The organism is Streptomyces sp. NPDC001544, from assembly GCF_042894285.1.
Taxonomy (GTDB): Bacteria; Actinomycetota; Actinomycetes; order Streptomycetales; family Streptomycetaceae; genus Streptomyces.
Map to the genome: position 1 here is coordinate 128,508 of NZ_JBIAVN010000013.1, position 26,579 is coordinate 155,086.

Sequence of the window (26,579 nt, forward strand, 5' to 3'; positions counted from 1 at the left end):
GGATGCCGCACCCACCGCCGCGGGGACCGGCGAGGCACCCTGCTCAGCCGAGCACCGTCCGGGGCCCCGTCACCTCCGCCCCCAGCTTGATGACGCGGTCCCTCAGCTCCCGGTCGGCGGTGACGACCAGCCTGGGACGGCCGGGGGGCTCCTGGGCGACCAGTTCCACGATCCGGTCGTCGCCGCTGCCGGGCGCGGAGTCCACCCGTACGCCGGGCGCCGACTCCACGCCACGGGCCGCACCCTCGACCACCAGCACGATCTCCACCGGATCCGGACGGCCCGGCAGCCCGTTGTCGGCGATCCGGTCGCGCAGGCGCTCGGCGGCTCCCTTCCGGTCCCGCCACCAGCCGTCCGGCACCGACCCCACCACGTTCGCGGCGTCGATGATCACGAGCAGGGAGACTTCCTCAGGCATGTGACCAGGGTCGCACGGACCCCGCCCCAGGGGCGGGCCACGGCGGGCGGCCGGTCCCGCGTAAAGTGAACCGGTGAACGGCGACTGGCTCCTGCGCGGCCGCGACGGCCGCCTCAGTGTCTACCTCCCCTCGGACGACGCCGTGCTGTGCCGGGCGGAGCGCGCACCCGGCGGCCCCTGGAGCCCACCGCGCACGGTGGGCGGCGACCAGAAGCTGCACCCCGTCCTGGCGGTCGGTCAGGGCGCCGACGACTACGCCCACCTGGTCTCCTGGCGGCCCACGACCAAGGGCGAGTCGGGCCTCGTCCACTCCACGCACTTCCGCCCGCTCCTGGCCGCCCTCGACTGGAACCCGGTCGGCCATCCCGACAAGAAGGGCGAGCGCACCGGCACACCGGCCGTCGCCGTCGACGAGCAGGGCCGAGCCCACCTCTTCGTCCGCAACAAGGGCGGCGGGGTGAGCATGCTCGCGCAGAAGGAGAAGGGCGGCTGGGAGGCCTGGCGGGACCTCAAGGGCCGGGACGTCCAGGACGGGCTCGCCGCGGTGACGGGGGAGTCGGGCCGGGTGGAGCTGTACGCGCCCGTCCCGGGCGGCATCCTGTACTGGCGCCAGGACGAGCCGGGCGCCGAGCCGGTCCTCCAGGAGACCGTGCAGGCCCCGGTCCGTCCCGGCACCCTGTACGCGCTGGCCACCTCACCCGAGAGCACCACCCTCTACTACACCGACGACGCGGGCGACCTGTGCGCCTGGCGCCCCGGCGGCAAGCCGGTCACCCTGCTCCCGTCGGCGGGCCCCGGCCCGGTGACCGCGGTGCGCTGCGACCTCGACGGCCACGACTGCACGCTGCTGGCCCAGCGCTCGGCGGGCGGGCGGGTGGCCTTCGCCGCATATCCCACCCAGGAGGAGTCGGCGGGGGCCTGGTGGGCGGAGTCGGGTCCGCAGCTTCCCGTCGACGCGGTGGTGTCCCTCGCGATCGACGCCGAGGACCGGGTCGTGGCGGCAACGTTGTCCCCGTCGACCGGCCGCCTCCTCCTCACCCGCCGCAAGGCCGAGCCGGGGCTGGCGCTGGAGGCGTGGCGGGAGGTGTGAGCGGCCGGCCGGTCGCGGGGCCGGGGTTCCTCAGGGCGTGCCGTCGCCCCGGGCCGGTGACCTGCGGGCCGACGCGGGGATGGTGCCGTCCGTCCGGAGCGCCTGCCACAACTGGTCCGCCTGGGGCCGGGCGGCCACGACCCGGTTGGGGTCCTGGGTGTCGTAGCGCACCGGGAGCATCATCGTCTCCATGGCCGCCGGGTCGATCCCGTTCACGCTGCGGCCGAACTCGGCGAGTTTCGTCAGGGAGGCGAGCCGGGAGTCCGTGGTCAGGGACGCGGTGAGGGTGTCGGCGATGGTGTACGCCTTGGCGGGGCTGCCCAGCAGGTCCTGGTGCTTGATCTCGGTGAGCAGGGCCGTCAGGAACTTCTGCTGCAGCCCGATGCGCCCGAGATCGCTGCCGTCTCCGATGCCGTGCCGGGTGCGGACGAACTGCAGTGCCCGGGTGCCGTTCAGCCGGTGGGTGCCGGCGGTGATGTCCAGGCCGCTGGAGGGGTCGTGGATGTCCTGGCCGACGGTGACGGTCACGCCGCCTATCGCGTCGACGAGTTCCTTGAAGCCGGCGAAGTCGATCTCCACGAAGTGGTCCATGCGCACCCCGGACATCTGTTCCACCGTCTTGACGACACAGGCCGGACCGGCCAGCGAGTAGACGGAGTTGAACATCACCCGCTTCGCCCCGGCCAGCCTCGTCCCGTCCCGCCCGGTGCACTCGGGGCGGGTGACCAGGGTGTCGCGGGGAATGCTGACCGCCACGGCCCGCTTGCGGCCCTCGGGTATGTGGACGACCAGCGCGGTGTCCGAACGCGCCCCGGACACCCGGCCCGTGTGCAGCGCGGCGTTGGCGCCGGCGCGCGAGTCCGAGCCCAGGACCAGCAGGTTCTGACCGGATGTCGGCAGCTTCGGCGGGCGGTCGTCGCCGATGGCCCGGTCGAGGTCGACACCCTTGATGTTGGAGTCGAGGGCGCTGTACAGCCAGTAGGCCGTCGTGCCCGCGCCCGCGACCAGGACGACGGCACAGCCCGCGATCCAGCGCCGGACACGCCGACGACGACGCGGCGGTGTGTCCGACGTGACATCCGCGGCGTCGGCTCTCGCTCCGCCGCCGGTGCCCGGCTCCGTCGGGGCATGCGTCATGACGGGTTCCTTCCTCAACTCAACTGTGGTGCGCCTTGGTTCGCACATGGGGCAGGGCACGAGTGGGGGAGGGACCGGGCCTGCGCGGCTCTGACGCCGTGGCGTGTGCGAACTATAGACCGGGCGGCGCGTCGCACACAGGTCGCCTGGTCACTGTATGCTCGCCCCTCATTCACATGGCCGTCACATGTACTTTTCGAAATGTGGACGCATGATTGACAGTCAAGTGAACGCGCATTGAAGATGTGTGCAGCTTGTGAAAGTTGAACGATTGTCGCATGGAACCGATCGGCTCGTCCGAAGTGTTCCGGCGGTCGCGCACCCGGGCCTGGGGACGAGGGGGGCGTGCGACCGCGGGTGCTCACCTGTCCTGGACCGGTGAGAGACGAGGGAGGGTGGCCGTGGTCCTGTGCATCCCGGACGGCGGTGTGACGGCCGAGCCCGGTCTGCTGCAGCGTGGGGGACGGTGCGGAAGTCAGGTGAGTGGGAACAACCCCGAGGCGAGCGCGCTCGTCTCGACGTACCGGTCACTCGTGCCGGTCGGAGCCAGGCGGCAGATCGTCCGCCGGGTGCCGCGCCCGCTCCGGGCCGCGGTGATGCGGTCGCTGACCGCCGCCGACGCGGCGCGTTCCGCCCTGGTGGTGCGGGCGCTCGGCGACGGGCGCGGCGGCGAGGACACCGCCGGTCCGCTGCGGATCGTCCGCGTGGACGGCAGGCACCGCCGGGCCGTCGAGGTCCCCGGCATCACCGCCTGGGCCGCCCGGGCGCGGAACCTGCACATCCTGGTCACCCTGCTGGAAGAGGCCGGGATCGACTACTTCTGCGTCCGCGGCACCGCGTCACCGAACCCGTGCGTCGCCGTGCCGGAGCGGCTGCGTGCCGACGTGGAGGACCTCCTGCGGACCGCCTGCGGCCACTACCCGGGCTACGTCGGCGGCGTCGCCCCGGGGCCGGTCCGGCCGGGCACCTCGACGGCGAGCTGGCGTGCCCTGCGGACGCAGCGCGTGCTGCGCATCGCGTGGAACGTCTGCGATCCCACCGGGAAGCTGGTGTTCGGCCGGGAGTCCGGCTGTGACATCGAGTTCTGGGCCGAGCAGGAGGGCCGGCTTGTCGCGCCCCGCCCGAACCGTGTGACGACCGAGGTCCCGGTGGACGCGGGCCGCTGCCGAGCCGAGCAGAAACGATTCAGCGAAGTGCCGTTCATGTACACCACCGGACAGGCCCGCACCCTGCCCGAGTTCGTCGCCGCCCTGCCCGACGACCACCTCTTCCCGATCGACGTCGTCTACACCTGGGTCGACGACTCCGACCCCGTCTGGCGCGCCCGCAAGGAGGCCACCCGACGCGTGCTCGAACGGAGCACCGGCGACGGCACCCTGCACGAGCAGGCGGCGAACGACTCGCGGTACGCCAGCCGCGACGAACTGCGCTACTCGCTGCGGTCGATCCACCAGTACGCGCCCTGGGTGCGGACCATCTACCTCGTCACCGCGGGGCAGGTGCCCTCCTGGCTCGACACCGGCTTCCCCGGGATCAGGGTGGTGGACCACAGCGAGATCTTCTCCGAGCCGGACGCGCTGCCGACGTTCAACTCCCACGCCATCGAGAGTCAGTTGCACCACATCCCCGAGCTCTCCGAACACTTCCTCTACCTGAACGACGACGTCTTCCTCGGCCGGCCCGTGCAGCCCGGCACGTTCTTCCACCCCAACGGGCTGTCCAAATCCTTCCGGTCGAAGGCACTGATCCCCTCGGGCCGCGCCGACTTCACGGACCTGCCGGTCAACGCGGCGGGCAAGAACAGCCGGGGACTCATCGCCCAGCAGTTCGGCACCGTCATCTCCCAGAAGATGAAGCACACCCCGCACGCCCTGCGCCGCAGCGTCCTCACCGAGATCGAGCAGGTCTACGCCCACGCCCACCGGGTCACCCAGCACTCCCGCTTCCGCTCGCCGCACGACGTGCCCGTGGTCTCCTCGCTGTACCACTACTACGCGTACCACTCGGCGCGCGCGACGGCCGGGGACATCCGGTACCAGTACATCGACCTCGCGGACGACCTGGCCCAGCGCCGTCTCAACACGCTGCTCGCCAGGCGCAACTACGACACCTTCTGCATGAACGACACCGTGGCCGCCGCCGACCCCGAGGCCCAGGACCGCATGGTCGCCGACTTCCTGAACGCCTACTTCCCCGTGCCGAGCCCCTACGAGCGAGCCGCCGCCGGCATCCCCGCGCCACGGACGGCCCCGGCCGCGGAGCTGGACGGAGCCCGGGCATGACCACCTCCACCGCGACCCCCGCCACGGCGTCCGGCAGGGACACCACCGCGCCGCGCGGACCGCGCGCCATGCTCCGCTCCTTGCGCCTGTGGCTGATGCTGCGCGTGTTCGTGCCCCTGCGGCAGAACCGCACCGCCCAGCTGCGCTACGCGGCCGTCCTCGACGGCCAGACGGTGAACCTGCACGCCGTGCTGCCCCGCTCCGCCCGACTGCCCGACCGGGCCGCCGTGGTGGTGCGCCGGCGCCGCAGACGGCTTCTCGCCGAGGCGCGCGTGTACCGCGGCCCGGGCGGTGAACTCCTCATGGACGCCGCGATCCTGATGGGCGCGGAACTCGGCGGCGTACCCGCCGGACCCGGACGGTGGAAGCTCGGGCTGCGGATGTACACCGGGCGCCGGTCGCGTTCGGTGGCGCTGCTGCTCCTGCAGCCGCCGACGCCCTACGAGGGCCCGACCAAGCCCATGGCGGCCTCGCCGGTCACCGGCGCCCGCCATCGCGTCGGACGTACGGTCACCGGCACCGCCCGCATCGTCAGCTCGGCCCCCAGACCGGCCGTCGAGGTGGCCAAGGTGCACATGACCCATGCCGGGATCGCGGTCGACTTCCGGGTGCTGGGCACTCGTGCGGACGCCCCGTGGGCCGAGTTCGTCGCCGCCGGGCGCCGGATCCGGCAGCCCGTCCACCCCCTGGGACCGGACACCTACCGGACGGAGGTGCCGCTGGACCGGATGGATCCGCGCTCCTCCAGACCGGAGCACTGGGACGTCGTACTGTGCCAGGAGGCCGGGCCGTCGCTGCGGCTCGGCAGACGGCTGCACGACGTCCGCAACCCGCGGCGCGTCTTCGCCATGCGCAGCATGGCGATGACCCCGGCAGGCCGCACCCCCATGATCGTCCAACCGCGCTACACCCCCGCAGGCAACCTCCGCGTCACCTGCACGCGCATGCCCGAGGCAGACTGAATCCCCAGAAGTGAAGATCACATTCCTGCTGACCACGGCCGATGCCGTCGGCGGCACCGAACGGGCCGTGTTCAACCAGGCGTCCGAACTCGCCACCCGGCACGAGGTCCGCGTGCTCAGCGTCTTCAAGAGCAAGCCCGCGCAGTTCTTCCAGCCCGACGAACGCGTGCGGGTCGACTACCTGGTCGACCTCACTGGGGACACCCCCAGGCCGCTGCGGGCCGGCACCGTCGACGACACGGTGTGGGCCGGCCTGGCCGATCTGCCGAGCGAGATCGTCGACCGGTCCTGGGAGTCCGCCTTCAGCCGGCTCACCGACCTTGAACTCGAACTCGCCCTGCAGCAGACCGACACCGACGTCCTGATCACCACGACGCCCGCGCTGATGGCCCTGGCCGTCCGGCTCGCCCCGGCCCACGTGATCACCGTCCACCAGGAACACCGGGTCTCCGAACTGCGCGGCACCAGCGGTGAACCGCTGCGGCGGTACGCCGCCCGGCTGGACGCGCTGGCCGTGCTGAGCGAGCGCACCCGGGAGTGGTTCGCCGAGACCCTCGGCGCGGCCGCACCCCGCCTGGTGGTGGTGCCCAACGCTCTGCCCAGCGGGTTCCGGCCCCGGTCGACGCTGCAGACCCGGACCGTCGTCATCGCCGGCCGGCTCGTCGCCGAGAAGCAGATCGACCACGCCCTCACCGCCTGGGCGAAGGTGGCAGCGGCCCACCCCGACTGGTGCCTGCGCGTCTTCGGGGACGGCCCGCTCAGCGGCGCCCTGCGCCGTCAGATGGACATGCTCTCCCTGCACGACTGCGTCCAGCTCAACGGCAACTCGCCCTACCTCGCCGAGGAGTGGGCCAAGGCCAGCATCGCCCTGCTCACCTCGCGCAACGAGGCGTTCGGGCTGGTGCTCGCGGAGGCGCACGCGGCGGGCGTCCCCGTCGTCTCCTACGACGCGCCCAACGGCCCGCGCGAAGTGGTGATCGACGGCCACACCGGCTTCCTGGTTCCCCCCGGCGACACCGACGCGCTGGCCTCCGCGCTCCTGCGGCTGATCGAGGACTCCGAGCTGCGCCACCGGATGGGCGCGGCGGCCCTCGCCTCCGTGAGCCGGTTCTCGCCCGCCGTGGTCACCTCGCACTGGGAGCGGCTCTTCCACGAGCTCCTGGCCGAGCGGGACAGCGGGCGCCGCGACCTCGCGAAGACGGAACGCCAGGCGGTGCACGCCTACCTCAGCGGCTCCGACGGCAATCTGCCGGCGGCCGCGCCCGCGCCGCCCGGCTCGGTCCGCACCAGCGGCCAGCGCGTACTGGAGGAACGCCTGCTGGGGCGGCGCGGCCTGGTCCACGACGGCGGCCAGGTGTGCCGGCTGCTGGAGTGGGAGTCCCCGTGGGACGTGGTCCAGGCGAACCTCGCGCTGGCCGCCAACGCCCTGGAGGGAGCGGGCATCCCGTACATGGTCGTACGCGACCGCATGGTGCGGCACACCGTCGCCGTGCACGGCGACCACCGGGAGGCCGTCTTCAAGGCGCTCGCCGACCGCTACGCGGACGAGCCCGTCTACGCCTCCGTGCTCAACGAGGGCCAGAAGACGGTCGCGACCGTGCTCGCGGCCCTGGTGGGCGACTACTCCCGCACCCCCGCCTCGGGGATCCGCGTGTACCAGAGCGTCGTCTCCCCGTCCCGCACGCTCCGCCTCGGCGCCGTCTACGGCTGCACCATCACCTTCTGGGACGACGCACCCGAGGACGACGACCACCTCACGGCCCCGACCCGCACCCTGATCGGCGACCGGATCCCGCACAGCGTCATGCGGCGCAGCACCACGACCCTGGGCGGGCGCCGCTACCCCACCCTGGTGGCCTTCAACCAGACCGTCCACGGCGACGTCGGCTTCCCCGTGGATGCCGTCTACACCTGGGTGAACGGTGCCGACGTCGACTGGCTGGAGCGCAAGAACGCGGTCCTGGCCGATCTGGGCATGGCGACCCAGGACGCGGCCACCAGCGCGGCCCGGTTCCGCGACCGCGACGAACTGCGCTACTCCCTCAGGTCCATCGACATGTACGCCCCGTGGATCCGGAACATCTACCTCGTCACCGACGGGCAGGTCCCGCACTGGCTGGACGAGTCCCACCCCCGGGTGCGCGTCGTCGACCACACCGAGATCTTCGGCGACCGGGGAGCGCTGCCCACGTACAACTCGCACGCCATCGAAAGCCAGTTGCACCACATCGAGGGGCTGGCCGAGCACTTCCTCTACTTCAACGACGACGTGTTCCTCGGCCGGACCGTCACCCCCGGCATGTTCTTCCTGGGCAACGGACAGGCCCGGCACTTCATGTCGCCCACGTCCGTGCCGATGTCCCCGCCGTCGGACGACGACGAGCACAACGTCAGCGCCGCGAAGAACAACCGCGCCCTGATCGAGCGGTCCTTCGGGCAGACCCTGGTGCACACGTTCCTGCACGCCCCGCATCCGTTGCGGCGCAGCGTGCTCGCCGACATCGAGCGCGACTACGGGCCCGAGGCGGCGGTCACCGCCGGCAACCAGCTCCGCAGCCACAGTGACGTGTCGATCGCGTCGTCCCTGCACCACTACTACGGCTTCCACACGCTGCGCAGCGTGCCCGGCAGCATCTCCTGCGGATTCGTCAACGTCGGGCTGGCCGAGCACGGCCCCCGGCTGAACCGGATCCTGACCGCGCGTCCCCACGACGTGTTCTGCCTCAACGACTTCCACGACGGCGATGTGCCGGAGGAGGAACAGGACGCGATCCTCGCGGCGTTCCTGCCGAGCTACTTCCCGGTCGCGAGCCAGTACGAGACGGGATCCCCGCGCAACCGGCGCGCCCACGCCGGCTATCTGCCCGGATGGCCGCTGTGACCCACCCCACCCAGACCGAGGAAAGAACCCCGCGCGTGTCCAGCCCCGCCTCCATCCTTCAGATCGTCGCCCACCCGGACGACGACCTGTACTTCATGAACCCCGTGACCTTCCAGGCGATCAAGGCGGGCACACCCACCACGACGGTCTACCTGACCAGCGGGGAAGCCGACGGACGCAACCCCCGCCCCTGGCAGATCGCGCCGCCCGCCGAGGACCGGGAGGCCTACGGGAAGGCGCGGCAGAACGGCATCAGGGCCGCGTACGGCGCGATGGTCCTCGGCGACCGCACCGCGCCCTGGACACCGTCCACCCTCACCACCGCGGGCGGCGCCGTCGCCGAGGTGTACGCACTGGCCGACGCGCCCTGGGTGAAGCTCGTCTTCCTCAACATCCGGCAGCACGGCGGCCCCGACGGCCCCTCCCGCAGCCTGCACGTCCTCTGGCAGGAGGAGGCCGAACGGATCCCCACGCTGGTGGTGAGCGGCGGACTCGTGGACGAACGCTTCTGGTACACCCGCACCGGGCTGGTGGACACGCTGGTCCAGATCCTCGACCTCGTCCGGCCGACCCTCGTACGCACCATGGACCCGGATCCGGACCGGCTGGTCCACGACGAACGGTTCCCGCAGCACCACGACTTCGGCGACCTGGCCGACCACTGCGACCACACCGCGGCCGGCCTCTTCTCATGGCTCGCGCTGGAGAGCTACCAGGGGCCCGGCGAGGGCCGCACCTTCGTGGTCGAGGCCTTCCGCGGCTACTCCAACGAACGGTGGCCGCACTCGCTGGGCCCGCGAGCCGTCTCCCTCAAGGAGCACTTCCTCAACGTCTACGGCGCGGCCGACGGCTACGACTGCGGTGATCCCGCGGGCAGCGGCGACTACGCGGTCGGCTGGAGCGCGCGCACCACGGGCTGGGTGCAGAGCACCACCCCGCGCCACCCGCACGGGGCCTGGCTCGGGCGCGACGCGCGCGGCCGCCTCACGGCCTTCGCCGTCGTCGACCAGCAGGCCGCGGTGTGGCTGGAGACCCAGCCCGGAAACGGCCAGTGGCGCGGACCGTTCTTCCTGGGCGGCGGACCGCTCTCACCCGGGCTCGCGGTGAGCCTGACCCCGGACGGCCGCTGGCAGGTCCTGGCCCGGCGCCTGTCGCACCTGGGGCCGGACCACTCCCAGCGGCGGGAGATCGTCCTGCTCGAACAGGCCGAGCGGGACGGGCGGTTCACCGGGTGGACCATCCTGGGCAACCCCTCCGCGGGGAACCCCGAGCGCGACCGGCATCTGGGCACGCCGGCCGTCACCCGTGACGCGCTGGGACGGCTGCACCTGTTCGTCCGCAACGGGGGACAGGGCCTGCACACCCGCGTCCAGGAGACGGACGGTGTCTGGGGCAGGTGGACGGACCTGCGCGGCCACGAACTCCAGGAGGGTGTCGCGGCGCTGACCGCGCCGAACGGCCGGGTGGAGGTCTTCGCCGCCAGCCGGGAAGGCGTCTTCCACTGGGCGCAGAGCTCCCTCCACCAGCCGCTGCAGCGCGCCCCCCGGTTCCGGCTCACGGTCCCCGCCTCACCCGCCGCAGCCGTCGTCCAGCCGAACGGCCGGGTCATGACGGTCTACCGGCAGCCCGAGACGGGCCGGCTGCTCATGGCCGAGGAGGACGCGCCGGGCGGCCGCTGGACCAGGCCGGCCGAGTCGATCGGCGGCCGCGGCGGCTTCGGCGCCGTCGCCTGCGCCCCGGGGCCCGACCCGGAGACCGGAACGCTGGTGGCCACCCTCAGCGATCCCGGCGGCATCGCCTACCGCTTCCTGCCCGGCGACCACCCCTGGCAGGAACTGTCCACCGACACCCTCGGCGGCCCCCCGGCCCACGCCCCCGCCGCGGCCTTCGACGTCCTCGGCCGCGCCACCATCGCGCTGCTGGGCCCGGACGGCCGTCTGGCCGTCGCCCGACAGGCCGGCCGGGGGTCGGTCGGGTTCGGCTCGTGGCAGGTGGTGGGCTGACGGACCGGAGCCGGGGCCGGCCCTGGAGACGTGCCGGGGGCGCGGGTGCGCGATGATGACCACCGTGGACACCGAGACACTCATCGACGCCTGGCGGCGTCTGCTCACGGCTCCGGCAAGTCATGGGTGCTGTTCGAGCACGGCACCTGCGTGGTGCTCGAACACCCCGCCGCCGATCTCACCGAGCAGGCCGTCGGCATCCTCCGCGAGTTCGGCCCCGTGCACGTCGCCACCCCGGCCGGTGACTTCCGGGTGCTCGAACTCAACACCGGTGAGGGCTGGTTGGTGACGAGCCACCATCCGGACGTCGTCACCTTCGTCCCGCGCGACGACCCCGAGGACCCCTCGCACCTGGCCGTCGGCATCCTGGGCCGCTCCCGCCGCGACCGCGACGGCACGGAACTGCGAGCCGTCCATGTCGAGGCGGCACCGCTGCCCTGAAACGGGTCCGAAAAAGGTTCTCCGGCGCACCGAACCGCACACGGGCATCACACGTCTTCAGATGCGCAGGCGCGCGCTGACCTCGCGCGCCGATCCAAAAAACGAGGGGAACCCAAGCATCATGAAGAGCAAGCTGACCGCCGTGGCCCTTGCGGCCGTCGTCGTCGCCGGAACCGCCGCTGCCGCCGTCCCGGCCTCCGCCGCCACCGCCAAGGCCGCGCCGGCCCGTTGCCACACCGCCGACCTGAAGGCCGGCTTCGCCACGGGCGACGACGCGAAGCCGGAGATGGGCCAGACGAAGAAGCAGACGCAGGCGTTCGTCTGGTTCACCAACAAGAGCACCCACACCTGCACCCTGAACGGCTTCGCCGGCGTCGACATGGTCGGCGCTCAGCCCACCGACGGCACCTGGTCGCTGGCACGCTCCGCCGCGAAGCCCGAGACGCTGACCCTGGAGCCGGGTGCCACGACGGACTTCAGCATCACCCTGCTCCCGGTCGCCGCGTCCACGCCGCAGAGGGAGAAGTTCGTTCCGTCGAAGTTCCTGGTCACCCCGCCGAACGAGACGAAGCACTTCACCCTGAAGTGGCCCTTCGGCGGCCAGATCCTCAAGCAGGACGGCGCCACCCACCCGGCCACCTACCTCAACCCGGTCGGGCAGTAACCGACACCAGGCGCCGGCCACGACTCGGTGGCCGGCGCCTGGTGCACCGCGGGCCCGCGCCCGTTCAGGCCGCGGTGCGGGACACCGGGATCCACAACTGTGCTGCGGACCGCTCCGGGTCGTCCTGCGACGGGCGGGCGCGCAGGATCTCCGGCCCGGGACGGTACTCGTACGGGTTGGACGGGATCCACTGGGCGGCCACGTCGGCCCACATCTGCTGCAGCGCCTGCGGGAACGGACCGGTGTTCTCGAACACGGCCCAGGTGCCCGCCGGGCAGTCCAGCACGTCGAGGTCCTCGGGCAACTCGGCGGCCGTGGTCACCACGGCGTGGTAGTAGTCGAGTTCGCTGCCCTCCTCGAACCCGTCCGAAAGGCGCACGGTCGCCGACACCACGCCCTGCGGATCCTGGTCCGAGAGACCGGCGATCCGCAGCATGGTCTGCGGCGAGATGCTCCGGACGTGCTCGGCGATGTGCGGGTTGACGCCCTGATGGATCAGCGGCACGCGGGCCTTCTTGCCGACGACCCGGAACGCTTCCTTCTCCACGATGCGGTACCGCATGGTGCTGTTCCCTTCCACGGTGAGGCGGAAGGACAGCCGGGGCTGCGCGTTCAGAGCCGCGCCGGTACGTCTGGCCTCGCCGGGACCGACGCCGTGGACGGCTCGGAACGCCCGGGCGAACGCCTCGCCGGAGGTGTAGCCGTAGCGGATCGCGATCTCCAGCAAGGCCGGTCGACCGGCCAGCACCTCGGCCGCCGCGACGGTGAGCCGCCGGCGCCGGATGTACTCCGACAGCGGCATCCCCGCCAGTGACGAGAACAGCCGCCGGAAGTGGTATTCCGACGTGACGGTGATCCGGGCCAGCGCGGACACCTCGATGTGCTGGTCGAGGTGTCCCTCGATGTGCTCCATCGCCTGGTTCAGCCGATCCAGCAACTCCGGCCTCCTTCCCTTCGGACCACCAACGTTAGGAAGGACCAGGCCTGCCGCACCCGACATTCCGTGCCCGCTCCGGTCGGGTGCGGCAGCCCACCGGGCCGGGCCCCTTCCGGGTCACCGGGCGTGGGGTTCACGGCCGGGCGCGGGCCGGCGGGATCTCCACGGGGAACAGGCCGTCTCCCTCGGTGCGCCTGGGCTCGGTCATGCTGAAGGCGGGCTGGGCCATGACCCGCGGGCGGGTCCCGTGATTCGGGTGGGAGGAGTGGAACAACAGCGGATGGGCGAGCACCACGTCGCCCTCCTGTGCGACGACCTCGGTCACTCCCGGCCGGCCCTGCGCGCCCAGGACGCGACTCAGGGGTTCGTCGAACCCGTCGGCCTCCAGTCCCTCCGGCTCCGCCTCCCACAGGATGCGGGCGGCCAGATGATGCGAGCCGTCGGCGAGGAGGGTCCCGCCCCCGCCGGGATCCACGGTCGAGAAGCAGAAGAGATTGAGCAGCGCCTGTTCGGGCGACCAGACGTGGTGGTGGAACCAGTCTCCCTCGATGTGCCAGTCATCCCCGTAAGGGGGATCGTCGAAGGCGGGGAAGGTGACCGGCCACCAGCCCATCTCCCGCGTCATCTCCCAACGGCCGGGCCCCACCAGCTGATCCACGGCCGAGCGGAACCGTTCGCTCAGAGCGTCCGTGTACGGCGGCTCCGTCAGCATCTCCCGCAGCCAGACCCGGGGCCGGGTCCACTGCTCCGGGCGCTCCAGGTCGATCCCGAGCCGCCCGCCGAGGCCCCTGCGCACCGCTTCGGCCACCGCCGGAGCGAAGGCGTTCCGCAGAACGGTCCAGCCTCGTTCGACGAACTCGTCGACCTGACCGTCCGAGAGAGGCCCAGACACCATGGACGGATGGTACGCCGCTCCGTGCGCGAGTGTCCGGCGTCGCCGACTCCCGCTCGGCCCCGGGCCGTTGCCGTCGCAGGCTAGCCGCGCACCGCGGCCAGGCACTCGTCGTACAGGTCCATGATGTCGCCCTTGCCGTCGTTTCCGACCCACGTCATCGAAGCGGCGTCCAGGCATGCGAACGCCGTCGCGATCACCGCGCGGACCCTTGGCTCCGCGCTGCCGGCGCCGGCGTTCTCCATGCGCGCCTCGACGAGCGGCAGCAGGTCCTCCTGGAACTGCAGCCGCTTCTCGAGCCAACCGGCACGCAGTGACGGGGTGTTGTGCAGGAGACGGAAGCGCTGCAGGGCCTGTTCCCGGCTGTCGTGCAGGGCCAGTACGGCGGCGACGCCTGCGCGCAGGGCCTCCCAGGCACCGGCCTCGGCGGGCTGTTCGCCGACCGTGTCCGTCAGGACTTGCCCGAACCGGTGCTGGTCGCCGCCGAGGAGGTCCTCCTTGGTGCCGAAGTAGCGGAAGAGGGTGCGCTGGGAGACGCCGGCCTCGCGCGCGATCTGGGCGATGGTCGTCTCGTCGTAACCCTGCTCGGTGAACAGGCGCAGAGCCGTGTCGAGGATCTCCTGGGAGGCCAGTCGCCGCGTCCGGTCCCACAGCGTGGCCGACGCGCCGGTCGCCGTCTTGGCTTCCTGCTTCATGCCACCAGGCTAGCCGAGCGATGCCAGCTCGACACTCACTGCATGGTTGGCAGTCACTGTCAAGCTGGCGTACGCTGCCGAAGGGGGATCGGTCCAGCACGGTCGACCGCGCCGCTCGCGGCCCGAGTCGCGCACCGCTCACCCATCGCCCCTACCGCCCCGGACTACGCAAAGGAACGCATCATGTCCGCACCCGCAGCTCTGATCACCGGTGGAACCAGCGGCATCGGCAGGGCGACCGCCGAACTGCTCCACTCCCGCGGCTACCGCGTCATGGTCACCGGCGTCGGCAATGTCGCGGGCGCCGGACTTCCGGAAGACGTCGTGGTCGTCCGGGCCGACGCACGGTCACTGCCGGACCTCGACCACGCGATGGACCAGGCACGCCGGCACTTCGGCTCCCTCGACGTGCTCTTCCTCAACGCGGGCGTCTCCCGCCCCGGGCCGATCGAATCGACCGACGAGGACACCTTCGACGAGCTGTTCGACGTCAACGTCAAGGGCACCTTCTTCACCCTGCAGAAGGCGCTTCCGCTCCTCGACGAGGGCGCCTCGGTCGTCGTCACCGTGGGCGCGGGCGAAGGGCTCGGGGCAGCCATGACAGCCGCCAAGGGCGCTCTGGTGCCCCTCGTGCGGTCCCTCGCGCTCGAACTCGCCCCCCGCGGCATCCGCGTCAACGCCGTCAGCCCAGGGCTGGTCGACACGCCTGTCTACAGCAGGATGGGTGTCTCCCGGGAAATGATCGACTCCTGGGCCGAGGACGTGCCGCTCGGCCGCGTCGGCGCTCCCGCCGACATCGCCGAAGCCGTGGCCTTCCTCGCCTCGGCCTCCGCCGGCTACATCACCGGCGACAACCTCATCGTCTCCGGGGGCATCGGCGTCCACGCCCGCGCCTGACGGGCAGGGGGCGTCCTGTCAGGGCCGTCCGGGCGGCGCGGTCGCCGACGCGCTCGCCCAAAGGCGCGTGACCAGGTCGACCGCTGCGGCCGCGCGGTCGGCGGGGGCCCCGTCGGCACGCACCTCGGGGACGGACTCGACGTGCAGGAACGGCACGTCCGCGGCGTCGGCGGCCCGGCCCTCGATGTTCAACCGGCCCTCCAGCGGGCAGTTGCGCTCCCAGGCCCGGCACACCCGGAAGCCGCGCCTGCCCAGGGCGTCGGCCAGTCTGAGAGCGTCCGCGCGGCCCGCCGATCCGGCACCGGTGGAGGCGACCACGTCGTAGCCGGAGGCGGCGGAGGCGGCCATGCCGTGCAGCTGGACGGCGGGCATTCCGCGGCGGACCAGTTCGGCGCAGACGGCGTAGAAGACGGTGTCCTGGCGGTGGGCCACGTCCGCGGCGTTGCCGCGTCCGGCCGCGCGATGTGCGCCCGCGAGTACCATGACACCGCCGGGGGAGCCCCGCAGGACCCGTACGCCCAGTTGCTCGGTGTCGAGGTCGGCCACCGGGTGCGGGATCTGCACCGACCAGCGCGGAGGGTGGTCCAGATCCACGTAGACCCGGCCCCAGCCCCGCGGATCCACCGCGGCGTCGGTGCGGTCGGCCACCTCGGCGTAACGGCGGCCGGAGACCCGGTCGAGAACCGTGCGCAGCGTGAAGCCGTGCTGCGAGAGCAGGTGTTCCGCCTGTCCCCGGTGGCCGTCCAGGAGCAGCCCGACGCCTTCGGCGACAGCCGTACGGTCCGCCTGGCCGGGCTGCCGGTAACCGTGGCCCGGGCCGAACCGGCGGGTGAAGTCCGCCACTTCCCGCGCCAGGTCGACCTGCCGCGCACCCTGGCCGGGGCGGGGGCTCTCGTCCCCGCCCCCGTCACGGGTGGCGCGGAGCACGGCGGTCAGGACAGCGGCGGTGACCAGCACAATGGTTGCGATCGTGATGATTCGCGAGCGGGTGGCTCTCATGGTCGTATCAAGATATCCGGGCGGGAGTACGCGCCGCCGACCCCGCCCGTTGCGCCGAGTGCGTCAGGCCGCTGCCCTGACCGCCGAGCCGGACCCGGCCGGTTCCCGCACGACGCGGCGGGGCCGGGTCGGCATCCCGAGCATCGGGTTGGCGACGCTCCAGGCCGCGCCCCTGCAGACCAGCTCCTTGTACACCGCGGCCGGCCGCCCGGTCAGGGCCGCCCGCACCGGGCGGTCGTCGGCGGTGACGTACTGGATCAGACCTTCCCGGCGGCCCAGCGAGACACACTGGTTGAAGTAGCGCAGCGACACGTGCGGGAGCTTCCCGCCGGTCAGACGTGCCGCGATGGCGTCGGCCGCCTGCCATGCCATCGGGGTGCCCGAGGCACACGACATGCGCAGCGGCTTGTCACCGGCGCCCATCGCCATGGCCGCGTCGCCGATGGCGTACACGTCCGGGTGCGAGACGGAGCGCATGGTCGCGTCGACCACGATCCGGCCCGTGTCGGTGACCTCCAGGGTGGTGGCCTGGGCGATCGGGTGGACGGCGAAGCCGGTGGTCCACACCGTGACCGCGGCCGGGATGGACGAGCCGTCGGCGGTGGCGACGCGGTCGGCCTCGACGCCGGTGACGGCGGTGTGTTCGTGCACGGTGATGCCGAGCTTGTCGAAGACCTTCCGCACGTGCCGGCGGCCCTTCGGCGAGAGCCAGTCACCGAGGCCGCCGCGGGCGGCGAGAGCGACGTCGAGGTCCGGGCGGGACTCGGCGATCTCGGCCGCGAACTCCAGTCCGGTGAGGCCGCCGCCGACCACGACCACAGGTGCCCCGGCCTCCAGGAGGGCAAGGCGTGCACGCAGCCGCAGGGCTCCGGGACGGCCGGTGATCTCGTGGGCGTACTCGGCGGTGCCGGGGACGCCCTGGTCGTTCCAGCCGCTGCCGAGGGCGTACACGAGGGTGTCGTACGACAGTTCCTCCCGCTCCCCGGCGTCCTCGACGCCGACGACGGAAACGGTCCTGCGGTCGACGTCGACACCGGTGACCTTCGCGAGCTTCAGTTCGACGCCGGTGCCCGCGAACATCTCGCCGAGGGGCCGCGGCGCGAGGTCCTGCCCGGCCGCGAGCTGGTGCATCCGGACGCGCTCGACGAAGTCCGGCCCGGCGTTGACGAGGGTGATGGCCACGTCTTCCCGGTGCAGCCGCCTGGCGAGGCGCCCGGCGGCGATGGCTCCGGCGTATCCGGCCCCGAGGACGACGATGCGGTGCTGCATGTCCCTGCTCCTGTCTTGAGCTCTTCAGCGGGTTCGCCCCTTGAACCGGGCGGCCCGCCGCTTCCTGACAGGAGTGCGGTGTGAAGCACCTCACACACGCGGGCGCGGCTCAGAAGGCGTTGAGCAGAGGCTCCCCGTGGGCGTCGGCCGCCCACCGCCGGGTCGCGCGTTCGAGCTTGTCGGGGTTGACCTGGCTCCGGAACGCGGTGATGCCGTCGGGGGTGAGCTCCAGGCACATGACGCCGACGACCCGGCCGTCGACGACCGCCACGACGGCGGGACCACCGTTGGCGGTCGTGGCGTGGACCTCGGGTGAGCCGCCGACGTAGGCCTGCTTGGCCTTGCTCGGCTTGAACAGGCCCCGCAGGAACCTGGCGACCGCGACCGCGCCCTCGAACGCCTTGGCGCGGGCCGGGACCTTGCCCCCGCCGTCCCCGATCGCGACGGCGTCCTGGGTGAGCAGCCGCACGAGCGGCTCGGTCCGGCCGCTGGTGGCGGCCGCGAGGAACTCCTCGACGATCCGCCGGGCGGCGGCCTCGTCGATCTCGGTGCGTGTCCTGCCGTCCGCGACGTGCTTCTTGGCACGGTGGAAGATCTGCTGGCTGGCGGCCTCGGTGATGTCGAGGATCCCGGCGATCTCCCGGTGCGGGTAGTCGAAGGCCTCCCGCAGCACGTACACCGCCCGCTCGTTGGGGGAGAGGCGCTCCAGCAGGACGAGGACCGCGTACGAGACCGACTCCCGCTGCTCGGCGGTGTCGGCCGGGCCGAGCATCGGGTCCCCGGCGAGCAGCGGCTCGGGAAGCCACTGACCCACGTACGTCTCGCGCCGCGCGCGGGCCGAGGTGAGCTGGTTGAGGCACAGGTTGGTCAGCACCTTCGTCAGCCATGCCTCCGGCACCTCGATACGGGCGAGGTCGGCGCCCTGCCAGCGCAGGAACGTCTCCTGCACGACGTCCTCCGCCTCGCTCGCGGACCCCAGGAGGCGGTAGGCGATGGCCTCCAGACGGGCCCGGGAGGCCTCGAACCGATCCACGTCGTCCACGGTCAGCGCCATGCCCGGATCCTAGCCCGCGCTCCGGACGCCGGCCGCCGCATCTCGGGCCGCGCTGCGCGACCGGTGCGGCAGACGAACGTGGGCGGCCAGGCCCGGGTACGCCGACGACACCGCCGAGCGGTGTATCAAGGTGGCCCTCCTGCCGGACACGCCGATGCCCGGCACACCAGTCGGTGCGCCGGGCATCGGGTGTCCGTACGGAGGTGGCTACGCCGGGACGCTCGCCACGCCCGGGGCCAGGAACTGCTTGCCGTTCACGCGTTCCGAGACGCCCTCGCGGTCCAGGTACGGCGTGATGCCGCCCAGGTGGAAGGGCCAGCCGGCGCCGGTGATGAGGCAGAGGTCGATGTCCTGGGCCTCGGCGACGACGCCCTCGTCGAGCATCAGACCGATCTCCTGGGCCACCGCGTCCAGGACGCGGGCGCGGACCTGCTCCTCGGTCAGGACGGTGTCGCCCTGCTCGAGCAGCGCGGCGACCTCCGGGTCCAGCTCGGGCTTGCCGCTGTCGTAGACGTAGAAGCCGCGCTTGCCCGCCTTGACGACGGCGGCGAGGTTCTCGGAGACCGTGAAGCGGTCCGGGAAGGCCCGGTTGAGGGTCTCCGAGACGTGCAGGCCGATCGCCGGGCCGACCAGTTCGAGCAGGACCAGCGGGGACATCGGCAGGCCGAGCGGCTCCACCGCCTTCTCCGCGACCTCGATCGGCGTGCCCTCGTCGATGACGTTCTGGATCTCGCCCATGAAGCGGGTCAGGATGCGGTTCACGACGAACGCCGGGGCGTCCTTCACCAGGACCGCGGTCTTCTTCAGCTTCTTGGCCACCGCGAAGGCGGTCGCGAGCGACGCGTCGTCCGTCTTCTCGCCGCGGACGATCTCCAGGAGGGGGAGGATCGCCACCGGGTTGAAGAAGTGGAAGCCGACGACCCGCTCGGGGTGCTGCAGCTTCGACGCCATCTCCGTCACCGAGAGGGAGGAGGTGTTCGTCGCCAGGATCGCGTGCGCCGGGGCGACCGCCTCCACCTCGGCGAACACCTGCTGCTTGACGCCGATCTCCTCGAACACCGCTTCGATGATGAAGTCGGCGTCCGCGAAGCCCTCGGCCTTGTCCAGCACACCGGTGACCAGGGCCTTGAGGCGGTTCGCCTTGTCCTGGTTGATGCGGCCCTTGCCCAGCAGCTTGTCGATCTCGGCGTGGACGTAGCCCACACCCTTGTCGACGCGCTCCTGGTCGATGTCCGTGAGGACGACCGGGACCTCCAGGCGGCGCAGGAACAGCAGGGCGAGCTGCGAGGCCATCAGGCCCGCGCCGACCACGCCGACCTTGGTGACCGGGCGGGCCAGCGACTTGTCCGGCGCGCCCGCGGGACGCTTGCCGCGCTTCTGCACCAGGTTGAAGGCGTAGATGCCGGCGCGCAGCTCGCCGCCCATGATGAGGTCGGCCAGCGCCTGGTCCTCGGCGTCGAAGCCCTGCTGCAGGTCGCCGTTCTTGGCGGCGGCGATGATGTCCAGGGCGCGGTAGGCGGCCGGGGCCGCGCCGTGCACCTTGGAGTCGGCGATGAAACGGCCCCTGGCGACGGCCTGGTCCCAGCCCTCACCGCGGTCGATCGCGGGGCGCTCGACGGCGATCTCGCCCTTGAGGACGGCCGCCGTCCAGATCAGCGACTGCTCCAGGAAGTCGGCGCCCTCGAAGATCGCGTCGGCGATCCCGAGCTCGTAGACCTGCTTCCCCTTGAGCTGCTTGTTCTGGTTGAGGCTGTTCTCGATGACGACCGAGATCGCCTTGTCGGCGCCGATCAGGTTCGGCAGCAGCGTGCAGCCGCCCCAGCCCGGGACCAGGCCCAGGAACACCTCGGGCAGCGAGAACGCGGGGAGCGACGCGGACACCGTGCGGTAGGTGCAGTGCAGGCCGACCTCGACACCGCCGCCCATCGCCGCGCCGTTGTAGTACGCGAAGGTGGGGACCGCGAGACCCGACAGCCGCTTGAAGACCTCGTGGCCGCCCTTGCCGATGGCCAGCGCGTCCTTGTGCTCCTTGAGCAGCTCGACGCCCTTGAGGTCGGCGCCGACCGCGAAGATGAACGGCTTGCCGGTGACGCCGACGCCGACGATCTCGCCGTCCGCGGCCTCCTTCTCGACCTGGTCGATCGCGGTGTTCAGGTTCGCGAGCGAGGCCGGGCCGAAGGTGGTCGGCTTGGTGTGGTCGAAGCCGTTGTCCAGGGTGATGAGGGCGAAGCGCCCGGCGCCCAGGGGCAGGTCGAAGTGGCGTACGTGCGCCTGCGTGACGACCTCGTCCGGGAAGAGCTCGGCCGCGCCCTTCAGGAGTTCAGCGGTGGTGCTCACTTGTCGCCTCCGTCGAAGTGCGGGTTCTCCCAGATGACCGTCGCGCCCATGCCGAAGCCGACGCACATGGTGGTCAGGCCGTAGCGGACGTGCGGCTGCTCCTCGAACTGGCGGGCCAGCTGCGTCATCAGACGGACGCCGGAGGAGGCCAGCGGGTGGCCGAACGCGATGGCACCGCCGTACTGGTTGACGCGCTCGTCGTCGTCGGCGATGCCGTAGTGGTCGAGGAAGGCCAGGACCTGGACGGCGAAGGCCTCGTTGATCTCGAAGAGGTTGATGTCCTCGATGGACAGACCCGCCTTGGCGAGGGCCTTCTCCGTGGCCGGGATCGGGCCGTAGCCCATGACCTCCGGCTCCACGCCCGCGAAGGCGTAGGAGACCAGGCGCATCTTGACCGGCAGGCCGTTCTCGCGGGCGAAGTCCTCGCTGGCGATGATCGAGGCGGTGGCGCCGTCGTTCAGACCGGCCGCGTTACCGGCGGTGACCCGGCCGTGGACGCGGAACGGGGTCTTGAGACCGGCGAGGTTCTCCAGGGTCGTGCCCGGGCGCATCGGCTCGTCGGCGGTGACCAGGCCCCAGCCCGTCTCACCGGCCTCCGGGCTGGTGCGGCGCACCGAGATCGGCACCAGGTCGGCCTGGATCTTGCCGTTGGCGTACGCCTTGGCGGCCTTCTCCTGCGAGCGCACGGCGTACTCGTCGGCGCGCAGCTTGGTGATGTGCGGGTACCGGTCGTGCAGGTTCTCCGCGGTCATGCCCATGAACAGCGCCGACTCGTCGACCAGCTTCTCGCTGACGAAGCGCGGGTTCGGGTCCACGCCCTCGCCCATCGGGTGGCGGCCCATGTGCTCGACACCACCGGCGATGACGGCGTCGTACGCGCCGAACGCGATCGAACCGGCCGTGGTCGTCACGGCGGTCAGCGCGCCCGCGCACATGCGGTCGATGGAGTAGCCGGGGACGGACTGGGGCAGACCGGCGAGGATGCCGGCCGTGCGGCCCAGGGTCAGGCCCTGGTCACCGATCTGCGTGGTCGCGGCGATGGCGACCTCGTCGATCTTCTTCGGGTCGAGCCCGGGGTTGCGGCGCAGCAGCTCCCGGATCGCCTTCACGACGAGGTCGTCGGCGCGGGTCTCGTGGTAGATGCCCTTGGGGCCCGCCTTGCCGAACGGGGTGCGGACGCCGTCTACGAAGACGACGTCCCTGACGGTACGAGGCACGATGGCTCTCCTCCAGGGTGCGGGATGGCACTGCTGCGACGCGCAAGCGCTGAGCGCGCGCTCAGGACCCATGCTACTTATCGGTAACGTAGCTGCCCAGTCCAGGCTGCCCAAGCGGTGAAGGTCACACCGACGGCGCGGCGCCCGAGGCTCACCGTCTCCGGACGGCCTCGGCGATCCACTGGGCGGCCTCGGCGGGCGTGAGGTGAGTCGTGTCGACGACCTCGGCCTCGGCGTGCAGCCACGTACGGGCCGCCTCGGCGTAGGGCTCGAGGTGTCTGAGCCGGAACGGGGAGTCGGGGCCGAGAACGGTGTCGCCCGCGATGCGCCCGCGCAGGGTGTCCTGGTCGGCATGGAGGACGAAGTGCCTGACCGGGATGGCGTGGCGGGCGAAGCCTCCGCTGATCTCACGCCAGTACTCCTCGACCAGGACGGTCATCGGTATCACCAGCGTGCCGCCGGTGTAGTCGAGCACGCGGCGGGCGGTCTCGACGACGAGCGGCCGCCACGGCGGCCAGTGCTGGAAGTTGTCCGTCTCGGGCAGCCCCGGCGTGATGTCCATGAGCGTCTCGCCGACCTTCTCGGCGTCGAACACCCGCGAGTCCGGGATCAGTTGCCGCACGAGCGCGCTGGTCGTCGTCTTGCCCGCGCCGTGGGTGCCGTTCAGCCATACGATCACGGGACCCGATGCTATTCCCGGGCCACTGGGGCCTGTCCGGCGGATCAGGTCGCAGGGCACGGGCGGTGCCTCATCGGCGCTGGTGAGCGGGGCGAATGGGGGTCCCCCCGCGCGAGCTCGGTTCGAGCGTGGGGGCGCGTCCGGCTGCAAGGCGGAGGAGGGCGTGCCGAGCCCCGCGTCTGCGGCATGATCCGCCGGACACCCCCTAGCGATCCGGTGGTGCCGTCGACCCCCTCGGGGCCAGCACGGGTGTGGGGACCGGGTGCGAGCCCGGGTTCTCTCCCGTGATCACGGCGAACAGCGTCCTGGCCGCCTCCGCGCCGAATCCGTGCACGTCATGGCTCATCGCGGACAGCGTCGGGTGGGTCAGCCGGCACAGCTGGGAGTCGTCCCAGGCCAGCAGGGAGACGTCGGCGGGCACGCGCAGACCCATCTCGGACGCCACCGAGAGCCCGGCCACCGCCATGATGTCGTTGTCGTAGACGATCGCGGTGGGCCGGTCCTGCGGCGCGGCGGTGAGCAGCGAGCGCGTCGCCCGGGCCCCGGCCTCGCCGGAGTAGTCCGTGGTGACCTGCCAGGCCCCGGCCAGCTCCAGGGACCGTGCCGCCTGGTCGAAGGCGGCCGTGCGCATCGCGGTGTGCCCGAGCGCCGCCGCGCCGCCGACCCGGGCGATCCGCCGGTGCCCGAGCGCGGCGAGGTAGCGCACGGCCTCCGTGACGGCGGTGGAGTCGTCGGTCCACACCGAGGTGAGCCCCCCGGTCAGCGACGGGTGCCCGACCGCCACCACCGGCAGCCCCAGCCGCTCGGCCACCGCCGGCCTCGGGTCGTCCGCCCTGAAGTCCACCAGGATCGCCCCGCCGATCTGCCGCCCCTTCCACCAGGACTCCAGCAGACCGGCCTCCTCCCGTACGTTCCGTACGAGCCTGAGCAGCAGCGAGCAGGACCGCTCGGTCAGCACGCTCTCCACGCCCGAGACGAACTCCATGTAGAAGGGTTCGAGGCCCAGCATCTGGGCCGGCCGGCAGATCGCCAGCCCCACCACGTCCACCCGGGCGCCCGCGAGCGACCGCGCGGTGAGGTTCGGCGCCCAGCCCAGCTCCCGCGCCGCCGCGAAGATCCGGTCGCGGGTCGCCTCCGACAGCCCCGGCTTGTGGTTGAAGGCCAGCGACACCGCGCCCTTGGACACCCCGGCCCGCGCGGCGACGTCCCTGATGGTGACGCGAGGGGGCGGCGTCGCCGTCATCAGGCGGGCTCCACGCAGTACAGGGCGGCCCGGGCGGCGGCCTCGTCGGGAGTCTTCCATCCCCGCACGCCGATCGTGACCCGTTCCCCGGGAAGCAGCGTGACCAGCCCGCGGTCCGCCCGCGCGGCCGGGTCCAGCCGGTCGGCCTGCAACAGCAGGTCCCGGACGAGGGTACGGGCCGTCACCGTCACCGCGCCCGGCACGACGCTCACGTCGAACTCCGGCCGGGGATACGGGATCTCACGGTCGGGGGCCGGGAAGTACAGGGCGCGCAGCCCTGCCACGTCGGCGACCAGGAACTCCTTCGGCCCGGTCGGCCGGAGCTCGCCGGGCACCCCGATGTCCGCCACGGCCCGCGCCCGCGCCACCAGATCCACACGCGCCGTGCCGACCAGCGCGCCCTCGACGGTCATCCGGCGCAGCGTCACCGTCCCCGTCCACTCCTCGGCGGCCTGGTTGACGGCGGCCAGCACCAGCCCGTCCGCCCCCGCCCGCACCGTCAGCAGCCGGTCGGCGTACAACCGCCGCAGCTCGTGGTACAGCGGTTTCTCCCGCCCGTCCCCGTCGACGGCCGCCCAGGACGTCACCGGCCAGCAGTCGTTGAGCTGCCAGACCACCGTCCCCGCGCACACCGGCCAGTGCGACCGCCAGTGCTCGATCCCGGCGGCCACCGCCCGTGCCTGGTTGACCTGCGTGAGGTAGTGCCAGCGGTCGAAGTCCCCTTCAGGCAACGCGAAGTGACGGGCGAGGCCGCGCTCCAGCTTGCCGTTGCCGTCGTCCGCCTTCTGGTGGTGCAGCATGCCGGCGGAGTCCGCCGCGAGCTGCTCACCGGGCAGCGCGCGCCGCAGCGTCGCGTACGCGGGCGGCGCCTGCCAGCCGAACTCGGCCACGAAACGCGGCACGCTCAGCCGGTAGTCCGCGTAGTCCTCCCGGTTCCACACCTCCCACGAGTGGTGCGTGCCGTGCGCCGGGTCGTTCGGGTGGTGCGCCCAGGACCCCGACCACGGACTGCCCGCCGTGTAGGGACGTGTCGGATCCAGCTCGGCCACCACCCGCGGCAGCAGGCCCAGGTAGTACCCCTCGCCCCAGGAGTCACCGGCCAGCCGCGGCTCCCAGCCCCAGTCCCGGAAGCCCCACAGGTTCTCGTTGTTGCCGTTCCACAGCACCAGTGAGGGGTGCGGCATCAGCCGTACGACGTTCTCCCGGGCCTCCGCCTCCACCTCGCCGCGCAGCGGCTGCTCCTCCGGGTAGGCCGCGCACGCGAACGGGAAGTCCTGCCAGACCATCAGGCCCAGTTCGTCGCAGGCGTCGTAGAAGTCCTCGCTCTCGTAGATCCCGCCGCCCCACACCCGCACCAGGTCCACACCCGCCGCGGCGGCCTGCCCCAGCCGCTCCCGGTAGCGCTCGCGGGTGACACGGGAGGGGAAGACGTCGTCCGGGATCCAGTTCACGCCCCGCGCGAACAGCCGCTCCCCGTTGACGACGAGGGTGAAGCCGGTGCCGTGCGCGTCGGGCCGCCGGTCCAGCTCGACGTTACGGAAACCGATCCGGCGGTGCCAGGTGTCGAGCACCTCGTCACCGTGGACCAACGTCAACTCGATGCCGTGGAGCGGCTGCTCACCGTAGCCACGGGGCCACCACAGCTCCACGTCCGGGATCCTCAGCCGTACGACCCCACTCGTCCCCTCGACCTCGGCGCGCGCCGCCCGCCCGCCCACCCGGGCCTCCACGGCCAGCCGCGCCTCGGCCCGCGTCCGCTCGACGTCCACCCGCAACTCGACGACACCGGTGCCCTGTTCGACGGTCACCAGGGGCCGCACCCGGCCGATCCGGGCGGTCGACCACCGTTCCAGTCGCACCGGCCGCCAGATGCCCGCCGTGACCAGCGTGGGCCCCCAGTCCCAGCCGAACGAGCAGGCCATCTTGCGGATGTACTGGTACGGCTCGGCGTAGGCGGCGGGCCGTTCGCCCAGCCGGTCGCGGACGGCCTCGGCCTCGGTGTAGGCGGAGGCGAAGCGCACCGCCAGCAGACCCGTCGCCCCGGTCACGTCGAAGCGATGCGAGCGGTGCATGTTCCGTACGCCGCCCAGGAGTCGCCCGTCGAGCGTGATCCGGGCGGCGGTGTCCAGACCGTCGAAGACGAGATCGGTCCGCTCGTGCGCGGACGTCTCCCGCAGCTCCCTCTCGTACGTCCACTCCCGCTGCCCGACCCAGGCCACCTCCGTCTCGTCGCGTCCGAGGAACGGGTCCGGGATCAGCCCGGCCGCGAGCAGATCCGTGTGCACGCAACCCGGCACCCGGGCGGGCAGGGCCGCTCCTTCGTGGCGCAGGATCCAGCCCTCGGCGAGCGGTGTGGCCTCCAGCATGCGCACTCCCTAAACCGGTCCAACCAGGGGATCAGAGGTACTTGTCCAGCCTTGGCGGGATTGGGACTTTACCGGTTGAGGAAAGCGCTGTCAGAGTGCCGAACCAGCCATCTCGC

General features: G+C 72.1%; 21 protein-coding genes. 8 read left to right on the forward strand and 13 right to left on the reverse strand.

What is annotated here, in order from left to right; all coding sequences use genetic code 11:
• Positions 1-43 precede the first annotated feature (43 nt).
• Positions 44-418, reverse strand: coding sequence for an NTP pyrophosphohydrolase (locus tag ACFY0F_RS28385; protein ID WP_388800129.1), 375 nt, complete (start codon positions 416-418; stop codon positions 44-46).
• 73 nt (positions 419-491) lie between these two features.
• Between ACFY0F_RS28385 and ACFY0F_RS28390 the strand changes: the two genes are divergently transcribed.
• Positions 492-1,508 carry a hypothetical protein gene (locus tag ACFY0F_RS28390; protein ID WP_388800132.1) on the forward strand — a complete coding sequence of 339 codons (1,017 nt, stop codon included), beginning with the start codon at positions 492-494 and terminating at the stop codon, positions 1,506-1,508.
• 30 nt (positions 1,509-1,538) lie between these two features.
• Here the strand turns inward: ACFY0F_RS28390 and ACFY0F_RS28395 are convergent, their stop codons facing one another.
• A complete protein-coding gene (locus tag ACFY0F_RS28395) occupies positions 1,539-2,645 on the reverse strand; it encodes an LCP family protein (RefSeq protein WP_388800135.1) in 1,107 nt (368 codons plus the stop codon).
• Between the two features lie 596 nt (positions 2,646-3,241).
• On the opposite strand from ACFY0F_RS28395, the gene ACFY0F_RS28400 reads away from it, so the two are divergent.
• From ACFY0F_RS28400 to ACFY0F_RS28425, 6 genes are all read left to right on the forward strand, one after another.
• Positions 3,242-4,927 carry a stealth family protein gene (locus ACFY0F_RS28400; protein WP_388800400.1) on the forward strand — a complete coding sequence of 562 codons (1,686 nt, stop codon included), beginning with the start codon at positions 3,242-3,244 and terminating at the stop codon, positions 4,925-4,927.
• The gene (locus ACFY0F_RS28405) at positions 4,924-5,889 is read left to right on the forward strand and encodes a hypothetical protein (protein ID WP_388800138.1); all 966 of its coding nucleotides are present in this window, start codon (positions 4,924-4,926) and stop codon (positions 5,887-5,889) included. Before ACFY0F_RS28400 ends, ACFY0F_RS28405 begins: the two co-directional genes overlap by 4 nt.
• Positions 5,890-5,899: 10 nt before the next feature.
• Entirely contained in the window at positions 5,900-8,770 is a 2,871-nt protein-coding gene (locus tag ACFY0F_RS28410; RefSeq protein ID WP_388800141.1) for a stealth conserved region 3 domain-containing protein, read from the forward strand.
• Positions 8,771-8,805: 35 nt separating this feature from the next.
• Positions 8,806-10,773, forward strand: a complete 1,968-nt coding sequence (locus tag ACFY0F_RS28415; protein ID WP_388800144.1) for a PIG-L family deacetylase — start codon at positions 8,806-8,808, stop codon at positions 10,771-10,773.
• 126 nt (positions 10,774-10,899) lie between these two features.
• A complete protein-coding gene (locus ACFY0F_RS28420; protein WP_388800147.1) occupies positions 10,900-11,214 on the forward strand; it encodes a hypothetical protein in 315 nt (104 codons plus the stop codon).
• Positions 11,215-11,335: 121 nt separating this feature from the next.
• Positions 11,336-11,878, forward strand: a complete 543-nt coding sequence (locus tag ACFY0F_RS28425; RefSeq protein ID WP_388800150.1) for a DUF4232 domain-containing protein — start codon at positions 11,336-11,338, stop codon at positions 11,876-11,878.
• Between the two features lie 64 nt (positions 11,879-11,942).
• On the opposite strand, the gene ACFY0F_RS28430 is transcribed toward ACFY0F_RS28425, so the two are convergent.
• From ACFY0F_RS28430 to ACFY0F_RS28440, 3 genes are all read right to left on the reverse strand, one after another.
• On the reverse strand, positions 11,943-12,815 hold the full coding sequence (locus ACFY0F_RS28430; RefSeq protein ID WP_388800153.1) for a GyrI-like domain-containing protein: 873 nt from the start codon (positions 12,813-12,815) through the stop codon (positions 11,943-11,945).
• A 133-nt stretch (positions 12,816-12,948) separates the two neighbouring features.
• Entirely contained in the window at positions 12,949-13,710 is a 762-nt protein-coding gene (locus ACFY0F_RS28435) for a phytanoyl-CoA dioxygenase family protein (protein WP_388800156.1), read from the reverse strand.
• Positions 13,711-13,790: 80 nt separating this feature from the next.
• A complete protein-coding gene (locus ACFY0F_RS28440; RefSeq protein WP_388800159.1) occupies positions 13,791-14,402 on the reverse strand; it encodes a TetR/AcrR family transcriptional regulator in 612 nt (203 codons plus the stop codon).
• 183 nt (positions 14,403-14,585) lie between these two features.
• Here ACFY0F_RS28440 and ACFY0F_RS28445 point away from each other — a divergent pair, with 183 nt between their 5' ends.
• Entirely contained in the window at positions 14,586-15,299 is a 714-nt protein-coding gene (locus ACFY0F_RS28445; RefSeq protein WP_388800162.1) for an SDR family oxidoreductase, read from the forward strand.
• A gap of 18 nt (positions 15,300-15,317) precedes the next feature.
• Here ACFY0F_RS28445 and ACFY0F_RS28450 read toward each other — a convergent pair whose 3' ends face one another.
• The 8 genes from ACFY0F_RS28450 to ACFY0F_RS28485 form a co-directional block, all read right to left on the reverse strand.
• A complete protein-coding gene (locus ACFY0F_RS28450; protein ID WP_388800165.1) occupies positions 15,318-16,298 on the reverse strand; it encodes a hypothetical protein in 981 nt (326 codons plus the stop codon).
• Positions 16,299-16,361: 63 nt separating this feature from the next.
• Positions 16,362-17,567 (reverse strand): NAD(P)/FAD-dependent oxidoreductase, encoded by a 1,206-nt coding sequence (locus ACFY0F_RS28455; RefSeq protein WP_388800168.1) that lies wholly within the window; start codon positions 17,565-17,567, stop codon positions 16,362-16,364.
• Between the two features lie 109 nt (positions 17,568-17,676).
• A complete protein-coding gene (locus ACFY0F_RS28460) occupies positions 17,677-18,621 on the reverse strand; it encodes an RNA polymerase sigma-70 factor (protein ID WP_388800171.1) in 945 nt (314 codons plus the stop codon).
• Positions 18,622-18,828: 207 nt separating this feature from the next.
• The gene (locus ACFY0F_RS28465) at positions 18,829-20,958 is read right to left on the reverse strand and encodes a 3-hydroxyacyl-CoA dehydrogenase NAD-binding domain-containing protein (RefSeq protein WP_388800174.1); all 2,130 of its coding nucleotides are present in this window, start codon (positions 20,956-20,958) and stop codon (positions 18,829-18,831) included.
• Positions 20,955-22,175, reverse strand: a complete 1,221-nt coding sequence (locus ACFY0F_RS28470) for a thiolase family protein (protein WP_388800177.1) — start codon at positions 22,173-22,175, stop codon at positions 20,955-20,957. The genes ACFY0F_RS28465 and ACFY0F_RS28470 overlap by 4 nt, the downstream gene beginning before the upstream one ends.
• Before the next feature lie 151 nt (positions 22,176-22,326).
• Positions 22,327-22,854 (reverse strand): AAA family ATPase, encoded by a 528-nt coding sequence (locus tag ACFY0F_RS28475; protein WP_388800180.1) that lies wholly within the window; start codon positions 22,852-22,854, stop codon positions 22,327-22,329.
• 205 nt (positions 22,855-23,059) lie between these two features.
• Positions 23,060-24,097 (reverse strand): LacI family DNA-binding transcriptional regulator, encoded by a 1,038-nt coding sequence (locus ACFY0F_RS28480; protein WP_388800183.1) that lies wholly within the window; start codon positions 24,095-24,097, stop codon positions 23,060-23,062.
• A complete protein-coding gene (locus tag ACFY0F_RS28485) occupies positions 24,097-26,463 on the reverse strand; it encodes a glycoside hydrolase family 2 protein (RefSeq protein WP_388800186.1) in 2,367 nt (788 codons plus the stop codon). The genes ACFY0F_RS28480 and ACFY0F_RS28485 overlap by 1 nt, the downstream gene beginning before the upstream one ends.
• Between the last annotated feature and the right edge of the window lie 116 nt (positions 26,464-26,579).